Raw genomic sequence first — 26371 nt, forward strand, 5'->3', positions numbered from 1 at the left:
AATGTCGCTCAGCTTGATTGCTTCACGCAGCAGCGGGCATGTTAAGGTGTCGTCCCATTGTCTTGTCCCTTCCTCGCGTCCCGCAGGACTCTCTTCAGAATTGGACCAATTTTTCCAGGGCAGACCAGTTGACCTTGCAGCGCTCATCATAGCATAAGATGCATATGCATCATAGTTCACTCACTATCGACGGATTGACTTGCGTCTGCAATGCGCTGCGCAAGGCGTCACGCTCGGTCACTCGCTTCTACGACGAGAAGATGGAAAACACCGGCATCTCACTCGCGCAGTTCGCGGTGCTCCGAAACATCGGGCGGCGCGAACCGCTGCCTCTGATGGATCTCGCCCACATTCTCGTGATGGACCGAACCACGCTCTATCGCGCACTCAAGCCGCTTGCGCGCGAAGGCTGGATTGCGCTCGATGATGGTCATGGACGCGCGAAGACCGTTCGTCTGACCAGCAAGGGGCACGAGGCTGTCGCGAACTCTACTGATGCGTGGCATGCCGCCCAGCGAAGTCTAGTAGAAAGGTTTGGCTTGGATCGCTGGGCGACCACGGAAACTGCGCTCCAGGATCTGGTAACGATTTCGCAGGAAGCGACGACACAATGAGCCGCATGCTCCACCGGACCGGCTTGGTGTCCGCGCGCGTCCACATTGTCCTGATCGTCACCGTCACCTTCTTCGCGCTTCTGGTATCGGCGGGCCTGCGCGCAACGCCGGGTGTTCTGATGATGCCGCTTCAGCTCAACTTCGGATGGGACCGATCGACCATTTCCTTCGCCGCTGCGATCGGCATCTTCCTCTACGGCCTTGTTGGTCCCTTCGCGGCGGCGCTCATGATGTCGTTCGGTATCCGACGGACGATGCTGGCGGGCCTGATGCTCATGGCCGGCTCGACCTTCGCCAGTCTCTGGATGCGCCTTCCGTGGCAATACGTGTTGAGCTGGGGCGTGATGTCCGGCATCGGCAGCGGAACAGTTGCTTCGGTGCTCGGCGCGGCCGTAGTCAATCGCTGGTTCGCCACGCGACAGGGGTTGATCATGGGCCTGCTTAGCGCCAGCACGGCGACAGGATCGCTAATCTTCCTACCGATTCTCGCTTGGCTGTCCAATCAGGGGGCATGGAGGCCAGTTGTCGTCGCCGTGAGCCTCGCCTGCTTGATTCTTGTGCCGATCGTCGCATTGGTGCTGCCCGAGCATCCCGGCGATATCGGCACGCGTCGGTTCGGCGAGCGCCCGGACAGCGTGCCAGCAGCATCGCCAAAACAGGCTCGCACGGCCGGCCTTGCAATCAGCGTGCTGGTTAGCGCAGCGCGACGCCCTGTCTTCTGGCTGCTGTTCGGCACCTTTTTCGTCTGCGGTCTGACAACCAACGGCCTCGTCGGCACCCACATGATCGCCTTCTGCGGTGACCATGGCGTCACCCCTGTGGCTGCCGCCGGTCTGCTCTCGACCATGGGCTTCTTCGATCTTTTCGGAACCACTGCATCGGGATGGCTGACCGACCGCTATAATCCACGCGTGCTGCTGATCGTCTACTATGGTCTCCGCGGGCTCTCGCTAATGGCGCTCCCCTTCTTGAGCTTCGATGCAATGAGCTTAGGCGTCTTCGCTGTATTCTACGGCCTCGACTGGATCGCCACTGTCCCGCCCACGGTCAAGCTTGCGAACGAGACGTTCGGAGAGCAAGAAGCCCCGATCGTCTTCGGCTGGATCCAGACCGGGCATCAACTTGGAGCGGCCTTTGCCGCCTTCGGCGGCGGCGTCATCCGCGAGCAAAGCGGTACCTATCTGCCCGCATTTCTAGCGGCAGGCACCATGGGCGTCATTGCGGCGGGCGTGCTTCTTTTGACCCTGCGACAGGACGAAGCCACTTAGTTATACCAGATCGCCCAGAGACTGACGCATGGGATAGGCCCTCTAAGGGCTTTGCCCTGGCTGTGTCCCGAGGCGTGGTGTGGAGACGGGTTCGAGGGGATCAGGCGGCCACGGCGGCCAGGCTGATGGTTTGATCATGGCTGATGGCGGCGAGTCCTTCCAGTGTCATGTAGCGTCGGCAAACAGCCCACTCGTCGTTCTGCTCGAGCATCAGCGCGCCGACGAGACGGATGATGGCGGCGTCGTTGGGGAAAAATTCCGATAACGTCGCAGCGACGCTTGATCTCCCGGTTCACCCGCTCGATCGGGTTCGTCGACGAGATCTGGGTCCAATGCTCCCGAGGAAGGCCCATGTAGGCAAGCACGTCCACTTCCGTCCGCTCCATGAATTCCGCCAGTTTCGGAAAACCTTCGCGCAGCATGTCCGTGACGTGCCGCCACTGGCGCGATGCGTCTTCGGCGGTTTCAATCACGCCCACATCCAGCGGCGACAACGCGTTCTGGGTGGACTTTCGCTCACCGCAAAAGTGGCCGAGCGCCTTCAGCAGCGACGGTGTCTGCGTAACCGAAGCTACAAAGCCACGAACGGTGCCGGTATCATGAACGACCTCGACCGCATCATGCTCTACGCCAATGACGTCTCACAATCATACAACTAGAGAGCGCCCCCAGTCCGGCTGCCGCCCGATGCGAGCGCCAGACTTTGTTTGCTCGCCAGGTCCAGGATCCGGTCCGAAAGTTCGCGATCCTCGACGAGGCGAGACACGACCAAGGCGCCAACCATGGTCGTGAGGATGAGAGCGGCTCGATCCTGTGCATCTGCTGAGTCGCCCAACTCGGAATGGATGGCGTCGATTTGGCTCATCAGCCCCCGCGAGGCTTCGGCCTTGAGCCCGGGGTCGCGTTTCAGCTCCGATCCGAGGCCCGCATAAGGGCAACGTGGAATTTTTGCATCGCGGTGGTCGGCCGTGAGGTATTGGGTGACAGCCTGGTTTACGCCGCCAACGGCCAAGCGCTCGGTCAGAAGATTTTGACTGACATCGATGGCCCTCTTGAGGCCCTCAGCCAGAAGCTGATCCCGATTCTCAAAGTGACGATAGAAGCCGCCATGGGTCAGCCCGACAGCAGCCATCACATCTGTCAGATTGGCGCCGGCGATCCCCTTGTCGCGAAGCTCGTCCGCCGCCGCAGCCACGATCTGCTCGCGTGTTTTCTGCGTGTCTGCCTTGGATCGTCGCACTGGACACACTCCGTCGAAAGTTTCTTTCCGAACCGGCTTCGGACACCCTTGCAAAAATAGATGAACACAATCATCTTTAATTGCAAGAGGCAGCGCCGTGCTGCTCCGGACAAGGAGCCAAGGATGATAGATCGGTACACGGTCGAGCATCTCGATTATGGAACGAGCAAATCCTTCGAAGAGACGGTCATCGCCTTCGAAGCTGTGACCGGCGATGCGTCCGGCGATCGTTACGCCCAGGCCCGATCAGGCTCGAAGAACGCGGACGAATTCGAGCGCCGCATGAATGAGATCGCGGGGTCGAGCGGCTTCATGCGGTTCCTGACGTTGGACCATGGTGGATGGCTGGCGTTGTTCGGGCCGCATATCAAATCGAGGCTTTACATCGTGGGCAACCCGCTGATCGCGCGGACGATGCTGCAGCATCACGTCGAGGTGGGGCTCAACGTGCCTGTCCGTCTGCTGATCTACGAGAATGCGGCGGGCGAGGTGAGGCTTGGCTATGACCTCCCCTCGTCCCTCATGAGCCGATTGAATAACGCCGAGGTGACCGAGGCGGCGCGCAAGCTGGACGCCAAGCTCGCGGCCTTGGCCGAGCAAGTCTGCGGAGAGAAGGCATGATGGTGGCCGATCGAACGAAGCGCGGCATGCGACGTCTCTCTCTCGCCCTCGGGGCTGCCGTCGCGGTTGCAGGGCTCGCCGTGGCGCCCGCGATGGCCCAAACCGGTCCTTGGGGTCAGCCAAGCGATGCTGGCTACAAGGCCGGCGATGCGACCTATCAAAACTATCGGTTCCGCGACGGTGAGGTGCTGCCGTCTCTGCACGTCCATTACCTGACCTTGGGCACCCCTCATCGCGATGCCGGAGGTCAGATCGACAACGCTGTGTTGGTGCTGCACTGGACAGGCGCGGACAGTGCGGCGGTTACGACGCGGGCCTATACCCAATCGCTCTATGCGGATGGGCGTCCGCTCGATGCGAAGCGATATTTCCTCATCTTCCCCGATGCCATCGGCTGCGGTCATACGAGCAAACCGAGCGATGGTTTGCGTGGCAAGTTTCCGAACTACGGCTATGGCGACATGGTGGACATCCAGCACAAGCTGGTCGCCGAGACGCTCGGCATTCGCCACCTTCATGCGGTCTTCGGCATGTCGATGGGCGGAATGAATGCCTGGCAGTGGGCTGAGGCCTATCCGGATGCCATGGACGGTATCATGCCGGTCGTGTCGCTGCCGATAAAGGTTTCCGGTCGCAACGCGATATGGCGGCATCTGGTTATAAACCTGATCCGAAACGATCCTGCCTGGAAGGACGGTGACTACACCTCGCCGCCGCCCGGTTTCGCCGCCGGCTACTCCATTCTGCGCATGATGATCGATGGGGTAAGCCATCTCCAGCAGGTCGCGCCAGATGGTGAGCGCACCGACGCCTGGCTGAACGACATGAACCAGCAGTCGCGCGCCGCCGATCCGAACGATGTGCTCTACTCGATCAAGTCGTCGGCCGACTATGATCCCGAACCGGGCCTCTCGCGCATCCGGACCAAGGTCTTCGCCCTGAATTTCGACGATGACGAGTTCAATCCCGATCAACTGGGGATCCTCGAGCGGCTGACGCCGACCGTCCCTGGCGCCCGGTACGTCGTCCAAAAAGGGACCGCTCAATCCTTCGGTCACCTGACGATGGCGCATCCCGAGCTCTGGTCAGAGCATGTGGGGACGTTCATGCGCGAACTGGACGGCGGCGAAGGAAGCGCTGCCAGCCCACGCAAATAGTCCGACATCGCACGAGATTGGAAGCAGTATGAGTTTGAAGATTCTTATTGTCGGAGCGGGCGCGGTCGGCGGCTATTTCGGCGCCCGCCTCGCCGCCTCCGGTCAAGGCGTCTCGTTTCTGGTGCGGCCGGCTCGCGCGAAGAAGCTCAAAGCGTTGGGACTGGAAGTGGAAAGCCCTTTGGGCAACCTCGAGCTTGCTCCGGATCTCGTGACAGCGGATCGATTGACGGAAAGCTACGACCTGATCTTCCTCAGCGTGAAGGGGTACGGGCTCGACGCGGCCACTGAGGACTTCGCGCCGGCGGTCGGGCCTGACACACTGATCCTGCCGGTGCTTAACGGCATGCGGCATATGGATCGGCTCGAAGCTCTGTTCGGGCGGCACCGTGTTTTGGGAGGTGCATGCCGCATCGTGGTCCAGCTCAAGGGCAATGTGATCCAGCAGCAGACGCCGCTACAGACCCTGATCGTCGGACAGTTGGACGGCCAAGTTTCATCACGGCTGCAACCCGCAGTCGATGCGATGCGCTCCGCTGGTTTTGAGACCACCGTCTTTACCCACATCGTGCAAGACCTTTGGGAGAAGTGGGTGCAGCTTGCTGCCGTCGGCGCCGCAACGTGCCTGCTCGGTGGCCCGGTCGGCGCCATCGCCGAGGCTCCCGGAGGCGTCGAAACGGCTCATGCGATCCTAAAGGAGGCCGCCGATATCGCGGGCGCTGCAGGTTTCCCGCCGTCGAAGGCGCTTTTCGAGAGCACGGCGGCGCTCCTCGCTCAGCGAGGGTCGGCGATGACCTCGTCAATGTATCGCGACCTCATCGATGGCGCTGACGTCGAGGTCGAGGCGATCTTGCAAGACCTTGTCGACCGTGGGCATCGGCATGGCCTGGCCGCGCCGTTGCTTCAGGCGGCCGCGACACGCCTCTTCGTCTACCGTGGCCTCACGTTGAAGTCGACCGAACGCGCGCAGCCAAGCCCATAATTGTCCGAGGCGAAAGCCGACGTTACAATTACGGACACGGGATGGAGATTGGCCCTATGTTGCGAAGCCAGATCACCATTATGGACAGCGGCCCTCAGGCTTGAGACGGATCGACACCTGCGCCCGCTGACCTGTCACTGACTACCGTCGACAACCATTGCGGCGCGATATCGTTCCAATATAACAGGCGGCTTCCGGAGACCGAAAGCCGCCAATACAAGTCAACAGACAGACATCATTTGGCCGCAACCGCGTCCGGGCTGTCGGAGATGTCAGCCACTCCTGCTTCTCCTGCACTCCGTCCCTCCACGTTCCGCGTGCGCAGTGCCTCTGGCAGCCAGCCGGAGCCGTCGAGCAACTGCTCGGCTGCCTGTGCCATGTCGCCCTTCTTCATATGGGCGATGCGGTCGGCGGCCTCGTTACCCCGCGCCTCGCGCACGGCTTCGAGGATGCGCGCCTTGGTGACGCGGCCGAGATAGTTCTCCGCCGTCGGCTGCCAGCCCGCTTCGGCCAGGTCGAGCGTGAGCGCAGTGGCGAGACGGTCGGCGCGGGCCAGCCTCTCCCTGATGCTACGCGCCAGAGACGGACCATGGGACGATTCATGCAGCGCGTTGATCCCGAAAGACAGGCAATGCGCCAGCAGCGCGATGCGACTGGCATCGTCCAGTCCGTCAAGCCACTGCCAGAGTGCGTCCTCGTCCTCCGGCAGATCGTGCTGCCAGCCCTCGTTGCGCTGGCGCAGCGCGTGGGCCGGCAGGCTGCCGGGCATGTCGGGGGAATGGACCCGCAGCGGGATTTCCCGGACATAGGCTTCCAGGCAATCCACACCCGAGACCTGCCAGTAGAGGTCGCGCACCAGCGTGTGCAGTAGTTCCGTCAGCGCGATATGCGGATTGGCGGCAAACGCATCGCGCAGGGCCAACGTGCGCCAGGCCGTCAGTTCCGTCAGCAGGCGATCAGAAAGCGGTTTCAGTCCGTCTTCCTCCTCGGGCTCGGTGTCGGGTGCGCCTTCCCTCCCTTCCCCGTCGCCGTCGTCACCCGCGCTGTGATAGACGACCGCGTCATCATCACCCTCGGGTGCATCGCGGCGGTCCTCGGGTTCCGCCAGCACGTCTTCCGGCCGGACGAAGCCCCGTTCGACCAGCAGCGTGCCATCAGTATCCAGGCTGACGAAGGCCCCTGCCCGCGCCATGTCTGCCGGATCGAAGGATACCGGGCGTTCCTCCAGCGCCTCGATGGCCTGCTCGATTTCACCGAGGCGCGCATCGACTTCCTCCGGGAACTCATCGGCTTGCGCGTATTCCGCCTCGATGGTTTCCTGCTCGCTGTGCAGCACAGTCAGACGGTCGGCTTCTTCGTCCGAAAGCGCAACAGGCGTGCCCTCGATCTCGACGAAGTCCCGCGTGTGCCCCCACGGGAAAGACAGCGCCGTTTCGACCCATTTCCAGCCCTCGGCACGGATATCCTCTGCGGCTGACGCCAGTTTTTCCATAACAAGCCGGTCGAGCAAGGTCGGATCCTGCAGCCAGCCGCCGTCATCGGCCTCGAACAGGTCACGCATGACGGGACCGCCGGCAGCAAGATAGGCGTCCAGCCCGACGAAGCGCACGCGACGATCCGATGCGCGCACGGTTTTTTCCGTCAGTATGCGGCGGATCAGATAGGGCTCGCGGTTATGGCTCTGGGCAATAATCTCCCAGACCTGTTCCTGACGGGCATGGTCATCACTGATGGAAAACGCCATCAACTGGTCGAGCTTCATGCCATCCTGCTCGTAAACATCGAGCAGTTTGTCCGACACGGTCATCAACCGCAGCCGCTGCTTCACCACGGCCGGCACGACGAAGAACGCGGCAGCGATTTCTTCCTCGGACATGCCCTTCTCCAACATGTCACGAAAGGCACGAAACTGGTCCAGCGGATGCAGGGCCATGCGCTGCACATTCTCGGCCAGGGAATCATCCTCGGCGAGAATGGCCGATCCGGCCTCACGCACGACGCAGGGCACCGGGGCTGTCTTCAGCAGTTTTTTCTGCTTCACCAGCAGTTCGAGGGCGCGGAAGCGGCGGCCGCCGGCCGGCACTTCGTATGACCCGGTTTCTGCCCCCTCGCCGTTCAGGACGGGACGGACGTTCAGGCTCTGGAGCAGCCCGCGACGTTCGATGTCGCGGGCCAGTTCCTCGATCGACAGGCCGGCCTTCACACGCCGCACGTTGGACTGCGACAGCACCAGCTTGTTGAAGGGAATATCACGGGACGCATTGAGGGCGATTTTCTGGATGGCGCTCGCCATGGCGGGACACTCCGTGACGGACGGGCGGAAGCCTCTCTCCCACCCCTGAATCCGTCACGAAAACCCCACTTCCCTCTTCCTCTCTCCCGGGGCCTCACCAGACGCCGGATCGCATCCACGGAACCGCGTAAAGACGGCTTTACGGAACGCAGGTCCGTACCAGCCAACCCGCGAGTCGATACGCACCGCGATAAATTGCGACTATTATAGTCGCGACATCACCAATTTGTGATAGTGCCGACAGCGATAGCCGCGCGTGTTCGCGACTATCCCAAAGCCCTCTTCCTGCGATCCATCTCTTTGTTTCCACATATTTTTCTGTTCACTCACGTCCCGTCCGACATCCACAGTGCCGTCAGAGCCAGGCACAGGTCCAAGCAGAAAGGACGGGAAGATGGCACGCCAACGCGATACGATAGCGGACAGGGTGCGGCTCGTTCTCGACGCCCCGGACGCCAACGTGACACCACTACGCAGTGGAGCCGATCCACGGCTGGTCAGTCTGGTCCGGCTTCTGGCCCGCCAGGCCGCACGGGATTTCGTCAACGCTGAAGTGGAGGCCGCGAGGCGACGCGATCTCCAGGATTAGGGAGATGGGATTGTGAAAGTCGCGCTCTACGCCCGCTATTCGTCCGAAAACCAGCGTGATGCCTCGATCGAGGATCAATTGCGCCTCTGCCGGCTTCATGCAGAGAAACAGGGCTGGACGATCGTCGACAGCTACACCGACCGGGCCATCTCGGGTGCTTCCCTGCTCCGCCCCGGTATTCAGGAACTGATCCAGGACGCCACACGCGGCCGCTTCACGATCGTGCTGGCTGAAGCCATGGACCGGCTGTCACGCGACCAGGAAGACATCGCCGGGCTGTTCAAGCGGATGACCTTCTCCGGCGTGCGGATCATCACCCTCTCCGAGGGCGACGTCACGCACCTGCATATCGGCCTCAAGGGCACGATGAACGCCCTGTTCCTCAAGGATCTCGCCGAGAAGGTCCGGCGAGGGCTGCGCGGACGCGTCGAGGACGGCAAGTCCGGCGGTGGCAATTCCTATGGCTATGACGTGGTGCGCCAGTTTGACGCGAAGGGTGAGCGCATTCGCGGCGACCGGACCATCAACGAAGAAGAAGCCCGCACGGTCAGGCGGATCTTCACCGATTACACGCGCGGCAAGTCCTCGCGCACGATCGCGATGGAACTGAACCGGGATGGCGTTCCAGGTCCGCAGGGACGCGAATGGGGACCATCCACCATTCACGGCAATCGGGAACGCGGCACCGGCATCCTCAACAACGAAATGTATGTCGGGCGCCTGGTCTGGAACCGTCTACGCTATCTGAAAGACCCCGATACCGGCAAGCGCGTCTCACGCCTCAATCCTGAATCCGAATGGGTGATTCAGGAGGTGCCGGAACTGCGGATCGTCGAGCAGGATCTGTGGGATGCCGTGAAGGCGCGCCAGGCCGAAACGACCTTCAGCCACCCGGAACGGGGAAACGAAGCCCTCAGTGAGCGGCGACGTCCCCGCCATCTCTTTGCCGGGCTGATCCGCTGCGGTTGCTGTGACGGTGGCTACAGCATGATCTCGAAGGATCTGCTCGGCTGTTCGACGGCACGCAACAAGGGCACCTGCGACAACCGACTGAACATTCGTCGCGACGCCCTCGAAGCATCAGTTCTAAGCGGACTGCGTACGCATCTGATGGAACCGGACCTGTTCAAGGAATTCTGCAACGAGTTCACCCGCGAGGTGAACCGGCTGCGCATGGAACTGGGCGCGGATCTCGCAGCGATGCGAAATGAAATTCCTCGCATCGACAGAGAGCTGGATAAACTGCTGAATCTTATCCTTGCCTCAGATGACATTGAGGCCTCCAAGCGGGTCATGAAGAAAATGACGGCGCTCGAAGCCCGCAAGGAGGAGTTGGAACAGAAGGTCGCCACCACGGAAGAACCGCCTCCCCTTCTCCATCCGAACATGGCGGAGATCTACCAGCAACGGATCGCGTCTCTCTATGAGAGCCTTCAGGCCGAAGAGACAAAGACCGAGGCAGCCGAACGACTGCGCACACTCGTCTCAGAGATCACGCTTCAGCCGGCCGACGGCGAACTGGCGATCGTCCTGCGCGGTGACCTGGCGGCGATCCTGCAGTTCGCGGCGCACAAGAAAAACGCCACGGTCCATCCGGACAGTGGCGTTCTTGATGCGTTCGTATCGCAAGTATCGTTGGTTGCGGGGAACCGCACACTACGATCCCGGCGAAATGTGGCGAATAGTCATTCGCAAGCGTCGTTGGTTGCGGGGGCCTGCAACCAAAGAAAACTGCTGCTTGTCAGCGGGTTCGTTGAACGTCTGGCAGCATAGCTAAATGACTGAGAAAGAGGAAGCTTTTTCCCATGTCCCCATATATCCCTTCAAAAGACCCACTCCGATAAACCTGACTGACTGTCAGAACTCCTTCCCTGCGACCAACGAAACAGCCGAATGCCTGCATGGATCGACCGGCCCATAATCGAGGCAACGCGTTGCGGCCCATGGTGACAGCGGCCCTTATTTAAGAGCGCTTACCTTATCTCACCCCCTATTTAAAGCAAATGGCTGTTGCTTAAATAACGGAGCGACGCCATAGTGGGCTCATGTCCGAACCCGCGAGCAACCCTCGGCTAGGCCGCTTTATCGAAACGCCGGTTGCAGGCGAGATAGTGCGCGCCTTCGTGCCGCCACCCCTTCCCCCAGAGCCCTCAATCGACGTGCTGACTCTGCTGGAACGGCTGAGCCTGGCGGAGCGCGCATTGGGGCGTCTGGATGGCATCATCATGCTCCTACCGCGCCAGGAGCTGTTCCTCTATATGTATGTGCGCAAGGAAGCCGTTCTTTCATCCCAGATCGAGGGAACGCAATCGACCCTGACGGACCTGCTCCGCTTCGAAACCGAGGCGCAGGCCGGTCAGCCGATCGACGACATCCGTGAAGTCTCCAATTACGTCGACGCCTTGATGTATGGACTGAAGCGGCTGGAAGACCTGCCGCTGTCCCTACGCCTGATCCGTGAGATGCACGCGCGATTGCTCCAAAGCGGGCGCGGCGGCACGAAAAATCCCGGCGAATTCCGGCGCATGCAGAACTGGATCGGCGGCACACGTCCCGGCAACGCCTTGTTCGTGCCACCGCCCCCGACCGAGATGGATGGCTGTCTCGATGCGCTGGAGCGTTTCATGCATGAGGACGGCTCGCGTCTGCCTGCACTCATCAAGGCCGGTCTGCTGCATGTTCAATTCGAGACCATCCACCCGTTCCTCGACGGCAACGGCAGGATCGGCCGCTTGCTGGTCACGCTGTATCTCTGCGTCAACGGCGTGCTGCGGAAGCCGCTGCTCTATCTGAGCCTCTACCTCAAAACCCATCGCGCCGATTATTACCGCCTGCTTCAGGAGGTGCGCGAGCATGGCGCGTGGGAAGCTTGGCTCGACTTCTTTCTCACGGGCGTCGCGGATACCGCCAATCAGGCGTTCGATGCCGCCACCCGGATCGTCGAACTGTTCAAGCAAGACCGTGAGCGCATTACGGTGGAGAGCGACCGGGCCGGCTCGGCGTTGCGCATCCACGATCTGTTTCAGCAAAACCCGTATCTGACGGCCAACCAGCTCGTTCACCAGACGGGCCTGTCGGCTCCCACGGTCAATGCGGCGCTCGCCGATCTGGAGCAGTTCGGCATCGTCGAAGAAATCACGGGCCGCAAACGGGGGCGCGTGTTCAGTTACCGGCGTTATCTCGCCATCCTGAGCGAGGGCACCGACCCACTCCCCACTGCCGTGTGACGGAAGAAAGCCTGTGCAGACCGTTGCTCTGAGCGTTTGACCGGCCCCTTCAGGCTATGCGCCGAAATGCCAGCGCCACGTAACATTGCGCCGTTCAAAGACAGCTATGCGGGGATTGCTGACGGTCTGGTTTCGGGCGGGCAAATGGCTATAGCTGCCATGGCAAGCGACGCCCGCTTTTCCGAAAAGGATTGCGAAGCGGGAAAGCTTCTGCAGACCCATTAACGGGCTGTCGGCTGCATAAGCTCTATCGTGATATGATCGGGGCCTGAAACGTAGGCCACCAAAGTTCCCTTCCGTGGACCACCAGGGATCGACAGCGCACTACCCTTGGCCTTCCATCCTGCTGCCTCGACGCGGGCAATTGCTGCATGAATATCCTTCACAGTCAGAGCCAAGTGGGCTGCTCCGATCGATCCCGCGCTGTTGGGTACCGCTCCGTTCTGGCGCCCTTTTGAATATTGCAACAGTTCGACCACGTAGCCGTCTGGTGCCTTGACGATCGCCGTTCTCGCACTCGGGTCATCGACGCCCGTCACCTGATGCAGGAAGTCACCCCCCATTTCCGATTGCCGCTCAAGTGTGAAACCGAGCGCCCCCGTCCAGAACCGAATGGCTTCGTCCAAAGACGATACAGCGAAACCTGTGTGGTCCACGGCAACTACGTTTACGGCGTCCGTCATTACTGTACTCTCACTGGGCCGCGTTTGCGGTGTTAGGGCCTGCGCGCCCGCTGCAACCGAACCTAGCAGCATGGCGAACATGATCGTCATCGTGGCGCTTTAACCCTAAGGCCTCTTCCTGAAAAGGAACGTCTAACGGAACGCGGGCCGGCTCGCCGTCGCGTCGATACTTCAAACGGTTCGTGTTTCCTGAAACCTGCCCCGATTTCGTTTCCCGAAATGCGCTGCTCGACATGGAATAATGGGGCAGATGCGGCCGACTCAAAGACGGGTTCCGGGACGACACGCCTTCGGCCTTAACGGCCAAGATGGGCGATAGCCGTCTTGCCGAGGCTATTTGTAGAGGGTGTTATGTACTTTCTGGTAGCGATGTTCCAATAGAGCGGGATGCCCGGACGCAAACCGTATCCCTCTGATGTTTCTGACGACGAATGGTCTCTGGTGGTGCCGTATCTGACGCTTGTGCGGGAGGATGCGGGCCAGCGGCAACATGCGCTGCGCGAGCTGTTCAACGGCCTACGCTATGTCGTGCGTTACGGGATCGCCTGGCGGGCGATGCCCAACGATCTGCCGCCCTGGGCTGCGGTCTATCAGCAGGCTCAGCGCTGGATGGCGGCAGGATGTTTCGAAACCCTCGCCCAGGATCTGCGGGCCGTGCTGCGCCTTGCCGCCGGACGTCCGGCGGAGCCCACGGCTGCCATCATCGACAGCCGGACGCTACGCTCGACGCCGGAAAGCGGGACGCGTGCGGGCTACGACGGCGCCAAGCGCAAGCGGGGTTCCAAGCTGCACATGGCCGTCGATACGCTCGGGTATCTGCTGGCGCTCCATGTCACACCGGCCAATGTCGACGACCGTGCCGAGGTCGGGCGTCTATCCGCCGCCATACAGGACGCAACGGGCGAAAGCGTCGAACTCGCTTACGTCGATCAAGGCTATACGGGTGCTCGCCCCGCAGAAGCAGCCAAGCAGGAGGGGATTGCGCTCGACGTGGTAAAGCTGCCGGAAGCCAAGCGCGGCTTTGTCCTGCTGCCGCGCCGATGGGTGGTGGAACGCTCCTTCGCCTGGGCCACCCGCTGCCGCAGGCTGGTCAAGGACTACGAGCGCTACGCCTCAACACTCGAAGGCCTGCACGTCATCGCCTTCGCCTGCCTCATGCTCCGTCAGGCCGCCAACCTCGCAGGTTCATAACAGCCTCTAGGCAGCCAAAACTCTCATGCTGCCGACACAGGCAGCATCTCCAAGCTGCGCGCATAGGCGGTTGGTGACACACCTACCACGCGACTGAACGCGGTGCTGAAGGCGCTGACAGACTGGAAGCCCGCCTGGTGGGCGATCTGCAACATCGGCATGTCGCGTGAGGCAAGCATCGAGCAGGCCTGATTGATGCGCCATTGCGTGGCATAGTTGATCGGGCTGGTGCCAAGCGTTCTGGTAAAACGATCAGCGAATGCGGAGCGTGACATGCCAGCGTGGCGGGCTAGACGTTGCACATTCCAGGGCGGTGATGCCCCGCCGTGGATGATCTGCAAAGCGCGGGCAAGCTTCTTGTCGCCTAGGGCCGTCAACAGGCGCTGGGCGTGACCCGGAAGCGCATCAGGACGCGTGCGCAGTGTTTCAACGAGGATGATTTCGATCAGCCGATCAAGGATCAGACTTCGACCCGGCCGGGTAATTGTTGCTTCCTCACCAACGAGGCGTAACAGCATGCCAAGGCGTTCGGCCGCCACGTCATTGTGCAAGACCGGCAGCAAGGGCGGGATGAGATCTGCGACCAGCGTGGCATTCGGCGCTTCCAGCACGAACGCTCCGGCCATAAAGCACGTCACGTTCGGGGATGGATCGTCTGTCTGCACCAGACGTGCGGGCTCGGCGATGGCAGTCATGAAATCGATCGAACGTGGATTGGGGCCGGTTTCAATCACCCATGGTTCCGTCGTGCCTAAAAAGGCAAGGTCGCCGCGTGTCAGGGACGCAGTGTGCGTGGAACCGATCTTAATCGTCGGATTGCCCGAGATGATTTGCCCGAACGAGATGACTGGGTTGGCTGGGAACGCAATCGCCCATGACCCACGAGCCTCGATCACACGCCACGCCAGAACGCGCGGCCTGAGCAGGGCGATCGTCCGTGACAGAGGGTCGATTTCAGAAGGCATACCCATTCTGGACGCTCGATAATCGTTTCAGGAGGTTCGGTTATCTACAACCCTGAAAGGCACGGGTAAAGATAGATCAATGGCCAAGAAGCGGCCAGATGTCGCGCAGGGGATAATGACATGCGGATCTTTATGACCGGAGCCAACGGATTTATCGGTCGTGCTGTCGTGCGCGAATTGCAGGACGCCGGACATGCCGTCATCGGTCTCGCGCGATCTGCGGAGACTGCGAAATCGCTGACCGCCGCAGGGCTGGAAGTTCATCAAGGGGCATTGACCGACATAGAGAGCCTTGCCACTGCGGCATCGAAAGCCGACGGTGTTATTCATCTCGCCTTTATCCATGGGCTTGGGCAACTCGACTGGCTCCAGCGCCTGCGTGTTTTCGGAGGTGGTTTGCCAACTGGCATTGTCGCGCGGTTCGGAGCTGAAATCACACGCGTGGACAGTCGGGCCATTGACGCTATGGCGGGCGCCTTGAAAGGGTCGGGGCGCCCGTTCATCGCGGCCTTTGGCACCATGGGGTTGGCGCCTGGCGGCGGCATGACGGAGGCAGATCTGCCCGACCCACGGTCTCCAGGGGCCGCACGGGCGGTCGCTGAGACTATGGTTCACGCGTGGGCAGACCGTGGCGTCCGGGCGATGATTATGAGATTGCCGCCGTCAGTCCATGGCGATGGGGATAAGGGTCTGGTGCCACAGATCATCAAAGCCGCACGCAAGGCGGGTTCGGCCGATTATGTAGGCGATGGACGCAATCGCTGGTGTGCCGCTCATCGTGACGACGTGGCGCATCTGTTCCGGCTTGCTCTGGAGCGGGGCGATGCGGGTGCCTGCTATCACGGCGTGGCGGAGGACGGCATTGCTTTTGCCGATATCGCTGGGATCATTGCGCGTAAGCTTGGCATCCCGAGTCAGAGCCTTTCGAAGCGGGCTGCGCAAAAGCGTTTCAGCTGGCTTGCACCGTTCTGTAGCGTCGACAACCCGGCAACAAGTGAGATGACGCGCCAAGCGCTGGACTGGGCTCCAACCAAGGTCGGCTTGTTGGCCGATATGGAAGCCGGCGCTTACTTCACGAGCACTCGCAAGACTTAACCATCGTGCACGCTATATTTCGTCATCCTGGGACGATCAAGTCACATGGTGCCGTTTGAAGATGAAGGTCAGTTTCGAACGAAAAGCTTGTAAGGCACGTCTGCTTTCGGGAACCGTCAACGAGCTCATGTGCGTCCGAGAAGACGGCGAACGCGGAAGGCGAAAAGCAGCGAACCGTCGCGCTCCCGGCAGCGCGAACTCCCTGGTCCGGAAGCGTTATCACACCGTCCGCCCGGACCAAGGGCCGCGTTCGCCGGCACCGCGTCTAATCCGCGACGAAGACGGGCCCGGACTCCATGAGGTCCCAGTCGTCGAACCGCCCGAAGGGCTCGTCATGGGGCGGCGGGAGCACGGGCGCGCCGGATCGCGCGACGAGCCGATTAAGCGGCTCGGTTGCCAGCAGCGCCTCGAGCAGGGCCTGCCCGCAGGCGAGCCGCGCGTGCGGCCCGGCTTCGGTGAGATCGAGGATTTTGCCCGGGGCCACCTCCACGGCCATGGTCTGCAGTCCGTGCCCGCTCAGCCACGGGCGATGCTGCAGCGTCGCGCGATACAGACACAGCCCGTAGGGCGGGGTGGCGCGCGGACCGCCGAGCCGTCGCCGCAGGAACGACAGGTGATAGGCGGCCAGCACATGCGGCGGCCGGGCCTCGATCGGGAGCAGGCCGCGAAACACGCTGTCGTCGACGCTGAGCGCGGGCTGGCCGTCGTCGTCGAGGATTTCCTCGAGCAGGCCCTGCCTGCGGCGAATGTCCGCCTCCCAGGTGACGACCGGTCCCTCGACGAGACCGTCGCGGGCGACCAGGGCGACCGGCGCGCCGGCGCGGGGCGCGCCCGTTTGCGCCGGGACCAGATCGAACAGCCGCACCCGGGCGGCGGGCCAGGCATGCAGCCTGACCGGCCCCCCGCTCATGCGCCACCGCCTGCGCGGAGATGACCGGCGATCGCAAGGAAACGCTGCCGCAGATGGTCCGGATCGACGAGATCGTCGAGGAACCAGGCCTCCGGGGCGGGCAGGCGGCAGCGCCGATAGTGTTCCAGCCGGCGATCGAATTCGGCGAGCAGTCGGACCTCCAGGGCGTTGCGCGTCACGCGATCGCGCCCGCAGGCGCCGACGACTTCCACATGAACGACCCGCGCCCCGTGGCGGAGGGCGAAATCGGCGAAATGCCACGGCGGTGCGCCACCGAGCGGCGGTTCGTGATCGAGCGCCATGTCCGTCGGCACGATCGGGCGGACCGCCTCATAGACGATGCGCTCGGGCACGCTGTTGAGCACGGTGCCGTCGCCGGCGACCCGGCCGTCGGTCGGCAGGTCGGGCCAGCGACCCCGCGCCCGTCTCATGACGCGGGCCCAGATCCAGGGGGCGCGATCGCCGAGCAGCGCGAGGTGCTGCCCCTCGGTCCCGAGATGGCGGAACAGGCTGGAGGGCGGCAGGACGCGCAGGCTGCGCGCGAGCCGGGCATAGAGCGCGAGATCGGCCTCGGTGGGGTGGAAGAAGGGACGCACGGGTCCCGGTGACGGAACGGGAGAGGAAGACAGGAGCATTTGGAGAGACTTTCAGGGGGATAAGGCTAAAGGCCCCGGTCGGGACGTGCCGACCGGGGGAGAGCGCGACGGACCGGTGACCGGTCAGCGCCCGGCGGTGAGCAGCGCGTCGAGCGGCCGATGCTCGAGAAGCACCGCGAGGATGCGCCCCGCCTCGTGGATGGCGGCCGACAGGGTGGCCGGGTGATACGGACCTCTCGAGACGTTCTCAGGCGCGAGAACCCGGGCGACGGGATCGTCCGGACGTCCGTTCGCCAGGGAGGGCAGGTTCGGCAGGAGACGGTCGACCCGCAGCACCGGGACCGACACGGCGCCGAGCCAGTCCGTTTCCCGCGCGCCGAGGCAGGCGATGACGTCGGGTGGTCCGAACCCGTCGAGGACCGCCGGTTCGATCTCGCCGCCGCCCGCGGGCGGATCGCCGAGTACCGCCTCGCGCGCATCGGCGTCGAGCGGGGACCAGAAGGCGAGGCGCTCGGCGAGGAAGGAGGCGTCCAGACCCAGATCGAGGATGCGCACGGCGTGGAACAGGGGCGGTCCGTCGATGGGCATGCCCGGCGCATGCAGGCCGATGAGACGCAGGTAGCGCCCGTCGGGAAGCCGTGCTGCGAGATCAGTCATGATCGGCCTCCTCCATGACGGGCGCGCGGTTCATGTCGGCCACGACGCGGTCGAGCGCGCGCGTCAGCAGGCCGAGAACGACGATCGCCCCTTCCAGGCGGGCATCGAGCAGGGTCGGAGCCGGATCGGTGACGATGCGGCGCAGCGTCGGTTGCAGCACGCCGCACAGGACGAGATTGGTGTCGAACAGATGGTCGATCGGCGGATTGCCGATCCGGAACGGATGATGGGCTGTCATGTGGGTGTCCTTCATTTCACGGGAATCCCCCGATCGGACGCGGCCATGACGCGGCATCCACGCGATTTCGCGTACGGGCCGGCGACAGCCGGCCCTTCCGGGGGAGAAGGACTGCAAAGCCCTTCGCCTGAAAAAAGGAGGACGAATGAGAACCCCTCCCGACGCGTTCCCACCACGAGGCGACGACCGGCTTACGTCCCGGAAGCAGGGGAGAAGGGGATGAGCCAAAGGGACTGCGCAAGGCACGGATTGCCGACAGCGACGCCCAGGCCGATCCCGTCAGGGAAGGGGCGCTGGCACCCGGCGCACGATGTCATTCGGGTATGACGCGTAACGCGGGCCACGCCCCGATTCACCCGACCACGCCGCCCGGCGTAGCCCGGCCCCGGCGGTCCGACCGGCACGACCCAGGGCACGACCGTCGCCCTGACGCCCGCGATGCGGCCGAGGAGTGCCGCTTCCGCGTCCGAATGCGTGATGGTGACATCGGCCGTCTGCGCGGCCCGTATCTCGTCGCGGAGCAACACCCGTCCCCGCGCGACGAACTCCGGCCGCCCCTCGATCCAGCCCTGTCGCATCACACGCACGCCGTGCAGATCGGCGACGCCGTAGATCAGGCGGGCACGGCGCTGGAGACGGCGCGCGAGGCCGAGATAGCGGGTCGCGTTGAGTTCGCGATGGAAATATACCAAATCGAAACTGTCCTGTTGCAGCCGCAATAAGTCCTCGACCGATCCGTAGGCGGGTGCCCCGAGCCAGTGGATCGCCTCGTCCCGCCCGTCACTGGAACGCAGATCGTCGACGACATCGGAGGCCATGAAGCTGACATCGTAATCGAGCGCCCGCAGGGCCTGCATATGCGACAGGGTGGCCTGCGATCCTGCATCACGTCCGCGATCGGGCGCGCGGCCGTCGATCACCAGTGCCCCTCTCGGCCGTTCGACAGGATCCGTCCCTTCCTCCTGTGCCTTAGCCAGACGGTCGGCGTCCCGGAACGCGGCGCCGGAAACCAGCCGGGCGATCCGGCGGGTCAGCGCCAGGTTCAGTCGATGCCGTGCATCCGCCGGCGCTCGATATCGCGTGCGACGTCGCGCCGTGCCTCGACCACCATTCCCCAACTCACGCAGCCTATCCAGAATGCGAAGACCGGATGCCACCATCGCCCGATGGCCACCCCGGCGATGACGGCACAGATTATCGCGATCACATACGCCACGACCTTCTTGAGCCGGTGCTCCGCCTCCAGCGTGCCGAACTCCGCGTCGTAGGCGGCCGCGCGCGCGGCCATGCGCTCATCGACCATCGTGACGTCCGCTCAGCCATGCGTCAGGGCCGCCACGATCAGCATGATGCCGACCGGCCACCACAGATCCCATTTCTTGAGGACGGCCACGCCGATTGCGACGATCAGGCCGAGGAGTATTCCGATCACCATGAGCATGGATGTTTCTCCGGCCGGTCACAGTCGGCCCGCCTCGCGGGCGAGACCCAGAAGATGGGCGACACGCTGTTCGATCAGCCCGCCCAGGGCCACGAGCCCCTCGAGCGTACGCCCCTCCTCGGTGTCTCCTGAGACGGCGGCGAGCTGCTGGCGCAGCAGGCGATGTTCGAGCGCCAGGACGCGGGCCAGCGACAGCAGACCGGCATAGATCTCTTCGAACCCGCCATGGCCGGGCCCGGCAGAGTCCGGAGCGGCTCCCTGATCGTTCACCATCCTCAAACCTTCCCCTCTGGACAGGTCGGCCCGTCCATGCCACGGTTTCACCACGGGAATGTCCAGGACATCCACCAATGCGTCACAATATGATGGAAACGACAGGTTTGCTACAAGCGGAAAAGAAACTATGGCTCACATTTTCGTGCCGGCCGCACGGAAGGAGTTGCCATGCCCCGCCCGCAGCCGCGTCCTGTATCCCCTCGTCGCCCGTCGCGCTTCCAGAAGCACGGTCGAAGATGGCGCGTCATGTCTGAGGCCGAGAAACAGGCCATGCTCGCCCGCGGCGAGCGGTTGCGTCAGGCAGCCCAGATCGTCGGCATTACTCACGCCGCCAAATCCGCCGGTCTCGCCTACACCACTCTGCGCGACTACATGAACGGCCAGGAGATGAAGTTCTCCGCCGCCATCACGCTCGCCCGCGTCTGCGGCGTCTCCATCGAATGGCTGGCCCACGGCACCGGCCCGGGCCCCCGGGCCGCCGGTGACGCGGCACCGGCGGCCGGCATGCCCGAGACCGACGAGGCCGGACGTCGTGTGCCGCTGCGGGGCGGACACCAGACCGTCATTCCCTGGCATGATGTGACCGGACAGACCGAGGAGGGCCTGCGCATCGGCAAGGCCTGGCTGGACGCCGCCCTGCCACGCGACCCCGCGGGACTGCGCCTGCTGACTGCATCGGGGGACGCCATGCGTCCGACGCTGCAGGACGGCGATCTGCTGATCGTCGACACCGCCGCCACCGCCGTCTCGGGCGGCGCGCTCTACGCCCTGCGTATCGGCGGCGAGACCGTCATCCGCCGCCTCGACCGACGCTTCGACGGTGGCCTGCGCGCCATGGCCGACAACGAGCGCTACCCCTCGCAGGATATTCCCCCCGAGGCCGCGGCCGGGCTTGCCGTGTTGGGCGAGATCGTCTGGAGCGGTGGGCTCCCGCGCGGGTGATCGGACGACTTCTTTCTCGATGAAACGAGAGAGACTCCACGGCCGCGACTGATGCGGGGTACGTCGTACTGGGGGAGACGGTCTAACCTGTTCGCTCACGCACCCGACACGGACTGGCGTGGCGCCCGGTTCTCGGGCGACGGCGGATCCAGATAGAATTTTCAACGAGGGATCTGTCAGCAAGCAGTAAATCGAACGTGTTTGCGACGTAGACACGTCGGAAATTATCTCGACTGGAGACAACCCTCAACGCGAGCCTGAGGTTCGGTGAGGTTCGTAGATACTGCGTATCGCGAGATCGCGGCAAAGTGTTTGTTGGGGTTTTGAACGTTTCAGAACGAAGGGATCGGTCTCCCCTCTCCCCAGAAGGCTCACTACGTTCTCTGGTTACTAGAGCGTCAGTGATTTGCACTGCGTGATTATACCCGCGCGCACTTCTCGGGTGTCAAGCGTTATTAAGGAAACCCTGATATGCACACCTGCGAAAACGAAACGCCCGAGACGCACGAAGTCACCCTGCTTCGCCTGACGACGCTCCTGCATTAGCTCGCGCTGCCGGCGCTCGCCCATGCCCGCCTGACGATCACGCTTGGGAACAACGAGCTGATCCATCCCCTCGACGGACTGGAGAGCGTAATGCACCAGATGGCCGAGCTCACCAGCTCCGTCGGGGACGTCGGTCGGCATGGAGACTGATCGCATCGGGCCGGCACCGCACGGATGGTGCCGGCCCGCACGTCGCTCGCGAGCGACGATGAGCGATTGACAAAGTCAGGGCGCTGCCAAACAGTTCGAAAACGAAACGCGCAACGGCTCTGAAGGCAGGTCTCCGGCAGACCTTGTCGTTCCTAACGACAGCAATAATGTCGTTCTCGATGTTTTTCCTTGACAACATTGTCGTTTGGCATTATTACAGCCGTCAGCTCTCCGTAGGTCTGCGGAGCGATCTGTCGGAGATATGCCGTGCCCCGTTCCGTAGTCCGCTGCGCCCTCGTCGGCGCGGCAACGCTCTCGCTTGCCTCGTGCTCCGGCATGGATGCGGCCGTGAACCATGGCACGCTCGACGTGCATACGCATATGTCTGAGACCGTGTTTCTCGATCCTGTGCCGACCGCGTTGCACACGATCTATCTCGGGATCCGCAATACGTCGGACTATCCGGATCTGGATATCCGTGGCGCGCTGGCGCAGGCGTTGCAGGCGCGGGGATATGCCATCGTCTCCGATCCGGGTCAGGCGCATTACCTGCTGCAGGCCAATGTGCTGCAGGCGGGCAAGCTGACGGATGCGCAACGCTCGGCGTTGCTCTCCTCGGCCTATGGCCAGCCGCTGCAATCGGTGGGCATCGGCGCCGCCGCCGGGGGCCTTGTCGGTGGGCTGACCGGCAATGCCGGGGCGGGCCTCGGCGTCGGGCTCGGGCTGATGGCGGCGTCTGCCCTGATCAATTACGCCTATCAGGACGTCACCTACGCCATCACCATCGACATTCAGCTCTCCGAGCGTCCGCTCGGTGGCGGCAAGGTCTGGGAGCACAGCCACATGCATCACGGCTCAGGCTCGAGCCGCATGCAGACCGGCGTCACCGAGGCCACCGCGCAGAGCTACGGCGTCGAGACCTCGGGCGACACCTCGTCGAACGCGCGCGATCAGGACATCACCGAAAGCGCCGACTTCAAGAAGTATAACCTCCGCGACGTCGCCTATGCCGATCGCGTAAACCTCAAACTGCAAGACGCCATGCCGGCGCTTACGCAGCGTCTCGCGGGCTCCTTCGCCAATCTGTTCGAGTGAGCGGCGATGACGCCTCTCGAACTCTGGTCACGGCTCCGCACCCGTTTCATGGTCCTGTCGCTCCGGATGCGTCTCGGCACCGGCATTGGCGCCATCGTCGGGGTGGGGGCCGTCTGGTGGGCGATGACGCCGGGCCTGGACGGACGTCTGATGGCGGCCGAGCGCGCGCAGTATCCACACGGACGGCGCTTCGTCATCAATCACGACGGGCTCACGAGCTGGGGCGGCTGCATGCAAGGCGCGGTGCATTATCCCCTGTCGACGGGCGCATCGCGGATCGGCAGCAGTCCGCGTGACGTCGAATGGTTCCCCGATAGCGGCGTCACCGCCGCGTCCGGACACGCCTTCCTGTTCTCCGCGTGGCCGAAAGGACGGACACCGCCGCTGGAGCAGGATCTGACCGCCCGCGGGATCCTGACCGAGACGCCCGTTCCGCTCGATCGAGACGGACGAGATCCGGACGGGCACCGGATCGTCCGGGAGGAGACGATGCTCCTCTATCTCGTGCGTCCCTGGGATGCGCGCATGACATTCTGCACGAATTACGCCGTGCCGTCCTTCCGCCCGTTGACGAACCCCGGCAGCATCGAGTCCGGGGGACGTTTCCTTCCTTCCCGGCTCTCCGATCAGACGGTCCCCGACGATCCGGGCGTCATGGTGCCGCGCCAGGTGCAGTGGGCGACGAGTCAAGTCGCGGGCTTCGTCGTCACCGACACGCCCGAGACGCTTGACCATGCCGTGCGTCGCATCGGCAGTGACGGAGAAATCTACTACACCGCCATCGTCGGCATGCGTCGTCATCTGCCGGGTTGGATGCGCACGCCGGTCTTCCGGGCGGCATATGGCGGCGCGGCCGGGATCGACCCCGATCGGCTGCATCCGGTCGAGACCGCCTTTCGTGTGCAGGACGGCAGGCTGACCTGGGACAGCGAACAACCACGTCTGACACCGGGAGATCCGGAATGAACCGGGCTCTCCTGTCAGGCAGTATTGCCGCCTTCGCACTCCTCGGCATACTCGGCCTCGGCCGCCCCATCATGCGGCGGCTGCACCGCGATGCCATCGATCCAAAGATGTTCCTGGCGCTGGTCAACGCCGAGCATGACGCGCAGGGACAAAGCGCCGCGAGCGCGTGTCTGCGGCCCCTTTACGGGCAGTCCTTCTTCAAAGCAACGATGCCTGCAACGGTCCTTGGCGACCCGCGTGGCAGCTGGCTTCTGGTCAGCCCGGTCCCTGGCTACGGGATGAACACGAAGGGATATTTCTTCGGCACGTTGCAACGCGGGCAGCCAGCGCCCCTGCCGTTCCTCGCCGCCATGCTCGACGCCGGCGTCATCCATCGTGTCCCGGCCCGATGGCTGCGCTTCATCATGGGCGCGACCGAACAGGTCCGGTCGCCGGACGGCTCGCCCGTCACGCGCGTCATCGTGCCCGACCATCTCGATCAGATGCAGGGCGACATCCTCATCGGCACGCCACCGCCCGGGTTCATCTATCTGACCGCCGCCATGGAACTGGCCCCGGGCCATTTCCCGGACGTGATCACCGGTCCCGACCCGCACGACGCCAACGGAAAGACCCCGCCCGGCATCCGTTATATGGACGGGCTTTGCTGGCGCCTGCATGCCGATCGGGTGCTGGAAGTCAGCGACGTCAACCACCAGTCGACGGGCACGCGCTGGATCGTCGCCGCCATCCGGCGACGGCCCGCGATATTGCCCGCCTGGCTGACCGATCCGCGTATCGCAGGGGCGGGCTATGCCGGTCAGGTGCTGACGACCGACGTGGTCCTGCGCAGCTTCCACGATTACGGCGCCGGCTGGGTGCTCGATCCGGCGCCGTATCTCAATGACCTCGCCAACCTTCAGATGCATAGCGTGACGCCATGATGCCCAGACACCCGTTCCTGTTCCGCATGCCTGGCGTCGCCGCGCTCGTGCTCCTGCTGACAGCATGTTCGAGTGGCACGGAAAATGCCCGGCCCGATCCCGTCGACCTGTCGCAGTTCGGCAAGGGCACCACGCGTTTCACCGTCATCGGCGCGGTGGGCAGTCCGCAGGGTAGCGTGACCCAGCCCAATACGCGCCGGTGCGATATCTACCAGCTCTACACCTCAGGCCTGACCGCCGGCGGCAAGGCCGCCATGGCGGCCGGGGAAACGATCACCGATATCGCAACGCTCGGGCTGGCCGAGATCGTCTGGACCCCGGTGCATGCCGGAACACGCCCCCGCATACATACCGTGCTGTTCTGTTACGACGACGCCCAAAGTCTGGTCGAGCTGTTCGACAAGGATCCATCCGAGCGCCGCCAGGCCCGGCACGTCATCGTCGATGCCGAGGCCTATTCCCGGCCCATCGTGCTGAAGGCCGCGCCATCAACTGATCCCGGCAGCGCGGCCGATGCTGCCCCTGTCGTGACGACCCAATCGACGGCGCCTGCAAATGCAGCGACCAGCCCCGCCACGCCGGCCAATCTGAAGGCGCCGTAAGGGCCGGAACGATCCGTTTTTTATCCGATGAACGAAAGGAGACACTCATGAAGCCTGGTTTAACCGTCAGCCTCACCGTAGCGCTCGTGGCACTCTCGACCGCCGACGCACGTGCCGCCGACTACAAGGGCGCCTTGGGGCACGTGCACTGGCTCGACAGCACGAAGGCCAAGCCCCTTGGTGCGGCGGCCGGCTCTTTCCTCGACGGCACCCCGACCTTTAAAAAGACGGCGCGGGGCTATGTCGATGAATGCGGCACGCCCGCGAAGCCGAAGCGCCTGTCTCTCGATCTCGGCGGAACGCTCGGCACAGTCCCTGCGATCGTCATCGATGATGCTGGTTGTTACGGCGCCGAGGGTTCGCAGTTCACCGTTTTCGACAGCAGGCACCATGTCCTGTTCCAGGACACGGCCGCCTCGATCGGCGTGCTGCCCACCACCCACGACGGTGTCCGGGACATCGGCACTGGCATTCCAGGGCCTACGGTGCCGCTGTTTCGGTGGTCGACAGCGGACCATGCCTTCAAACATTTCATGGACGTCAATACGTATTGACTGAAGCGGGCCCTGGTCCGCGTCACAACACGGGACGTGTCACAATCTTGCTCCGGACCGTGGGTAAAACGGGTTCACCCAGTCAAGCGTCGGGCAGCAGCCAAGGTGCGCAGGACTATTCTAGGCGGCTGGAGAGTTTATTCCAAGATGGACAGCGCCCTCGGAAGCGCTGCTCGTACTACCAGGGCAGATGCTGTCGCTGCCTCCGTTGCACTATTCGTACGCACCATGCAGCCAAACGGTGCCAGTCTGCGTCAGATTGCGACGGCCGTGACTGCGCAAGGTGTGCAGACAACACGCGTTACGCGCCGACCATCAGCGGAGACATGAGGTGACAAAGCCTGCCTGCCGTGACTCGTCGCGGCCGTGACGCGGCGTCCCTCTGAGCGGCCGCCACGTTCAGGAAATGTGAGCTTCGATCCTTTCGTCGCGCTTCTCCGGGGTCAGCTGCCCGGCGTGATCCCGAGGCATCGGGAAACAGCCCGACCGCACCAAGGGTGCCTTGGTCTGTAACAGAATTTCGCATCCCGGGTTGTCCGGGCGATGTCCGCGC

29 protein-coding genes and 1 pseudogene are annotated in these 26371 nt (G+C 63.3%); 16 read left to right on the top strand and 14 right to left on the bottom strand.

The annotated features are described in order from the left end of the window. Positions 1-158: 158 nt before the first annotated feature. Entirely contained in the window at positions 159-614 is a 456-nt protein-coding gene (locus HLH48_RS13535; protein WP_182998024.1) for a MarR family winged helix-turn-helix transcriptional regulator, read from the top strand. After that, positions 611-1882 carry an MFS transporter gene (locus HLH48_RS13540; RefSeq protein WP_182998025.1) on the top strand — a complete coding sequence of 424 codons (1272 nt, stop codon included), beginning with the start codon at positions 611-613 and terminating at the stop codon, positions 1880-1882. Before HLH48_RS13535 ends, HLH48_RS13540 begins: the two co-directional genes overlap by 4 nt. A gap of 100 nt (positions 1883-1982) precedes the next feature. On the opposite strand, the pseudogene HLH48_RS13545 reads toward HLH48_RS13540, so the two are convergent. Both HLH48_RS13545 and HLH48_RS13550 read right to left on the bottom strand, forming a co-directional pair. After that, positions 1983-2349, bottom strand: a pseudogene (locus tag HLH48_RS13545) (transposase); the annotation flags it as partial. Between the two features lie 188 nt (positions 2350-2537). Further along, positions 2538-3122: a TetR/AcrR family transcriptional regulator gene (locus tag HLH48_RS13550; protein ID WP_182998026.1), complete on the bottom strand. Its 585-nt coding sequence runs from the start codon at positions 3120-3122 to the stop codon at positions 2538-2540. A 60-nt stretch (positions 3123-3182) separates the two neighbouring features. On the opposite strand from HLH48_RS13550, the gene HLH48_RS13555 reads away from it, so the two are divergent. From HLH48_RS13555 to HLH48_RS13565, 3 genes are read left to right on the top strand one after another with little or no spacing between them, the layout of a single operon-like run. Continuing rightward, positions 3183-3743 (top strand): DUF302 domain-containing protein, encoded by a 561-nt coding sequence (locus tag HLH48_RS13555; RefSeq protein WP_182998027.1) that lies wholly within the window; start codon positions 3183-3185, stop codon positions 3741-3743. Next, complete coding sequence (locus HLH48_RS13560) at positions 3740-4900, top strand: alpha/beta fold hydrolase (protein WP_220795118.1); 1161 nt, start codon at positions 3740-3742, stop codon at positions 4898-4900. The genes HLH48_RS13555 and HLH48_RS13560 overlap by 4 nt, the downstream gene beginning before the upstream one ends. A 28-nt stretch (positions 4901-4928) precedes the next feature. Then, positions 4929-5879, top strand: a complete 951-nt coding sequence (locus HLH48_RS13565) for a ketopantoate reductase family protein (RefSeq protein ID WP_220795119.1) — start codon at positions 4929-4931, stop codon at positions 5877-5879. Between the two features lie 235 nt (positions 5880-6114). Here HLH48_RS13565 and HLH48_RS13570 read toward each other — a convergent pair whose 3' ends face one another. Then, positions 6115-8172, bottom strand: coding sequence for a ParB/RepB/Spo0J family partition protein (locus HLH48_RS13570; protein ID WP_182998028.1), 2058 nt, complete (start codon positions 8170-8172; stop codon positions 6115-6117). A gap of 394 nt (positions 8173-8566) precedes the next feature. Here HLH48_RS13570 and HLH48_RS13575 point away from each other — a divergent pair, with 394 nt between their 5' ends. The 3 genes from HLH48_RS13575 to HLH48_RS13585 all read left to right on the top strand — a co-directional run bounded on the left by HLH48_RS13575 (position 8567) and on the right by HLH48_RS13585 (position 11988). Next, a complete protein-coding gene (locus tag HLH48_RS13575) occupies positions 8567-8761 on the top strand; it encodes a hypothetical protein (protein WP_182943945.1) in 195 nt (64 codons plus the stop codon). Positions 8762-8773: 12 nt separating this feature from the next. Continuing rightward, on the top strand, positions 8774-10534 hold the full coding sequence (locus HLH48_RS13580) for a recombinase family protein (RefSeq protein ID WP_182998029.1): 1761 nt from the start codon (positions 8774-8776) through the stop codon (positions 10532-10534). Between the two features lie 272 nt (positions 10535-10806). Continuing rightward, positions 10807-11988 carry a Fic family protein gene (locus HLH48_RS13585; RefSeq protein WP_182998030.1) on the top strand — a complete coding sequence of 394 codons (1182 nt, stop codon included), beginning with the start codon at positions 10807-10809 and terminating at the stop codon, positions 11986-11988. 221 nt (positions 11989-12209) lie between these two features. On the opposite strand, the gene HLH48_RS13590 is transcribed toward HLH48_RS13585, so the two are convergent. Then, entirely contained in the window at positions 12210-12761 is a 552-nt protein-coding gene (locus HLH48_RS13590) for a VOC family protein (RefSeq protein WP_220795120.1), read from the bottom strand. Positions 12762-13058: 297 nt separating this feature from the next. On the opposite strand from HLH48_RS13590, the gene HLH48_RS13595 reads away from it, so the two are divergent. Further along, a complete protein-coding gene (locus HLH48_RS13595; RefSeq protein ID WP_182998031.1) occupies positions 13059-13862 on the top strand; it encodes an IS5 family transposase in 804 nt (267 codons plus the stop codon). 23 nt (positions 13863-13885) lie between these two features. On the opposite strand, the gene HLH48_RS13600 is transcribed toward HLH48_RS13595, so the two are convergent. Further along, positions 13886-14833, bottom strand: a complete 948-nt coding sequence (locus HLH48_RS13600; RefSeq protein WP_153431729.1) for an AraC family transcriptional regulator — start codon at positions 14831-14833, stop codon at positions 13886-13888. Between the two features lie 114 nt (positions 14834-14947). On the opposite strand from HLH48_RS13600, the gene HLH48_RS13605 reads away from it, so the two are divergent. Next, positions 14948-15922 carry an SDR family oxidoreductase gene (locus HLH48_RS13605; protein ID WP_182998032.1) on the top strand — a complete coding sequence of 325 codons (975 nt, stop codon included), beginning with the start codon at positions 14948-14950 and terminating at the stop codon, positions 15920-15922. Positions 15923-16187: 265 nt separating this feature from the next. Here the strand turns inward: HLH48_RS13605 and HLH48_RS13610 are convergent, their stop codons facing one another. The 8 genes from HLH48_RS13610 to HLH48_RS13640 form a co-directional block, all read right to left on the bottom strand. After that, the gene (locus HLH48_RS13610; protein WP_182998033.1) at positions 16188-16832 is read right to left on the bottom strand and encodes a hypothetical protein; all 645 of its coding nucleotides are present in this window, start codon (positions 16830-16832) and stop codon (positions 16188-16190) included. Further along, positions 16829-17467, bottom strand: coding sequence for a hypothetical protein (locus tag HLH48_RS13615; protein ID WP_182998034.1), 639 nt, complete (start codon positions 17465-17467; stop codon positions 16829-16831). The genes HLH48_RS13610 and HLH48_RS13615 overlap by 4 nt, the downstream gene beginning before the upstream one ends. Positions 17468-17551: 84 nt before the next feature. Further along, entirely contained in the window at positions 17552-18085 is a 534-nt protein-coding gene (locus tag HLH48_RS13620; protein WP_182998035.1) for a hypothetical protein, read from the bottom strand. Further along, positions 18078-18323 (bottom strand): hypothetical protein, encoded by a 246-nt coding sequence (locus tag HLH48_RS13625; RefSeq protein ID WP_182998036.1) that lies wholly within the window; start codon positions 18321-18323, stop codon positions 18078-18080. The genes HLH48_RS13620 and HLH48_RS13625 overlap by 8 nt, the downstream gene beginning before the upstream one ends. A 191-nt stretch (positions 18324-18514) precedes the next feature. Then, positions 18515-19243: a hypothetical protein gene (locus HLH48_RS13630; RefSeq protein ID WP_182998037.1), complete on the bottom strand. Its 729-nt coding sequence runs from the start codon at positions 19241-19243 to the stop codon at positions 18515-18517. Between the two features lie 122 nt (positions 19244-19365). Further along, a complete protein-coding gene (locus HLH48_RS13635) occupies positions 19366-19626 on the bottom strand; it encodes a hypothetical protein (protein ID WP_182998038.1) in 261 nt (86 codons plus the stop codon). Between the two features lie 12 nt (positions 19627-19638). Next, positions 19639-19764 (bottom strand): hypothetical protein, encoded by a 126-nt coding sequence (locus HLH48_RS23565; protein WP_264812483.1) that lies wholly within the window; start codon positions 19762-19764, stop codon positions 19639-19641. Positions 19765-19782: 18 nt separating this feature from the next. After that, a complete protein-coding gene (locus HLH48_RS13640) occupies positions 19783-20034 on the bottom strand; it encodes a hypothetical protein (RefSeq protein ID WP_182998039.1) in 252 nt (83 codons plus the stop codon). Positions 20035-20286: 252 nt separating this feature from the next. Between HLH48_RS13640 and HLH48_RS13645 the strand changes: the two genes are divergently transcribed. Next, a complete protein-coding gene (locus HLH48_RS13645; protein WP_182998040.1) occupies positions 20287-20982 on the top strand; it encodes a LexA family transcriptional regulator in 696 nt (231 codons plus the stop codon). Positions 20983-21372: 390 nt separating this feature from the next. Here HLH48_RS13645 and HLH48_RS13650 read toward each other — a convergent pair whose 3' ends face one another. After that, complete coding sequence (locus HLH48_RS13650; RefSeq protein WP_182998041.1) at positions 21373-21669, bottom strand: hypothetical protein; 297 nt, start codon at positions 21667-21669, stop codon at positions 21373-21375. 357 nt (positions 21670-22026) lie between these two features. On the opposite strand from HLH48_RS13650, the gene traT reads away from it, so the two are divergent. Genes traT through HLH48_RS13675 form a run of 5 tightly spaced genes read left to right on the top strand, consistent with a single transcriptional unit; the run spans position 22027 to position 25818 of the window. Then, entirely contained in the window at positions 22027-22773 is a 747-nt protein-coding gene (gene traT / locus HLH48_RS13655) for a complement resistance protein TraT (protein ID WP_182998042.1), read from the top strand. A gap of 6 nt (positions 22774-22779) precedes the next feature. Beyond that, on the top strand, positions 22780-23739 hold the full coding sequence (locus HLH48_RS13660; RefSeq protein WP_182998043.1) for a hypothetical protein: 960 nt from the start codon (positions 22780-22782) through the stop codon (positions 23737-23739). After that, complete coding sequence (locus HLH48_RS13665) at positions 23736-24662, top strand: hypothetical protein (RefSeq protein WP_182998044.1); 927 nt, start codon at positions 23736-23738, stop codon at positions 24660-24662. Before HLH48_RS13660 ends, HLH48_RS13665 begins: the two co-directional genes overlap by 4 nt. Beyond that, entirely contained in the window at positions 24659-25264 is a 606-nt protein-coding gene (locus HLH48_RS13670) for a hypothetical protein (RefSeq protein ID WP_182998045.1), read from the top strand. The genes HLH48_RS13665 and HLH48_RS13670 overlap by 4 nt, the downstream gene beginning before the upstream one ends. 47 nt (positions 25265-25311) lie before the next feature. Beyond that, the gene (locus tag HLH48_RS13675) at positions 25312-25818 is read left to right on the top strand and encodes a hypothetical protein (protein ID WP_182998046.1); all 507 of its coding nucleotides are present in this window, start codon (positions 25312-25314) and stop codon (positions 25816-25818) included. Positions 25819-26371 lie beyond the last annotated feature (553 nt).

This window comes from Gluconacetobacter sacchari (assembly GCF_014174255.1).
GTDB lineage: Bacteria > Pseudomonadota > Alphaproteobacteria > Acetobacterales > Acetobacteraceae > Gluconacetobacter > Gluconacetobacter sacchari.